Raw genomic sequence first — 652 nt, 5'->3', positions numbered from 1 at the left:
TCACCAAAATATCTGATAGCTTCTTCAAACCATCACCTTGAGCAATCACAAAACGCCAAGGGGTTAAGCCCGCATGGTCAGGAGCACGAAGACCTGCACGAATAATATTCTCCAACGCTTTGCCCTCTGGTGCTGGCGCAGATAATTTGGCGATAGAGCGACGGTTAAGCAAAAGATCGAGAGCTTCCATGAGCGAGTCCTTATTGAATCTAACTGTTATTTTCTTTGCTGCTCACTTTAGCATAATCCTCTCACTCGAATAACAATCTGTTTTTTAGGGATTATCGTGATGATTCACACAAACCGAGAGTGGCAGAAACAAAAAAGCTGCGCATCACACGCAGCTTTTGAGTCATATAAAGCTTGATGTTATAGCTTCACAGCAAGTTTTACACCTTGGCGAATTGCACGCACTGCATCCAACTCACCGGCATGATCAGCGCCACCGATGATATGCAGTTTTTCACCAAGTTCAGACCACTTGTCTTCAAACGGACGTACTGATTCCTGTCCCGCACAAATAACGACTTTATCAGCCTCTAAAAGCTGCGCCTTACCATCTACATGAATGTGTAAACCGTTGTCATCAATTTTGTCATAAGACACGCCACCAAGCAGATGCACTCCGCGTTTTTCTAATGTGCGTTTATGG

General features: G+C 44.5%; 1 protein-coding gene and 1 pseudogene. Both read right to left on the bottom strand.

The features are described 5' to 3' along the window. The coding region (locus tag R7O13_RS27905; RefSeq protein WP_318305329.1) for a nitroreductase family protein at positions 1 to 190 on the bottom strand (190 nt) is incomplete at its 3' end. 179 nt (positions 191 to 369) lie between these two features. Then, a pseudogene (fadH, locus tag R7O13_RS27900) lies at positions 370 to 652 on the bottom strand (NADPH-dependent 2,4-dienoyl-CoA reductase); the annotation flags it as partial.

It is taken from the genome of Vibrio sp. Y176 (assembly GCF_033438945.1).
The sequence above is the reverse complement of the archived record's forward strand: the minus strand, read 5'-3'. Positions and strand labels throughout refer to the sequence as shown.